1 protein-coding gene is annotated in these 236 nt (G+C 65.7%); it reads left to right on the plus strand.

Annotated elements, in window-relative coordinates:
- Positions 1-21: 21 nt before the first annotated feature.
- The coding region (locus tag ACSNOK_RS36210) for a hypothetical protein (protein ID WP_436784891.1) at positions 22-236 on the plus strand (215 nt) is incomplete at its 3' end.

Below are 236 nucleotides of genomic sequence, written 5' to 3' on the forward strand. Positions count from 1 at the left end.
GTGCTGGCCAGCATCGAGCGCATGGTCGCCCTGCCCACGGTGCGCGACCCCAAGGTGCCGCCGCACGAAAGCCCGGCCATCCTGGCTTTCGGCGAACTGGTGCAGCAGATGGCCAAGGACTTCGGCCTGCAGTACCGCAACGTGGACAACCGCATCTTCGAAGTCACCCTGCCTGCGAACGCAGCGAACGCGGGCACCGATGAATTCGGCATCCTCACCCATGCCGACGTCGTACC

The sequence above is a fragment of the Streptomyces sp. URMC 126 genome (genome assembly GCF_051386555.1).
Taxonomy (GTDB): Bacteria; Actinomycetota; Actinomycetes; order Streptomycetales; family Streptomycetaceae; genus Streptomyces.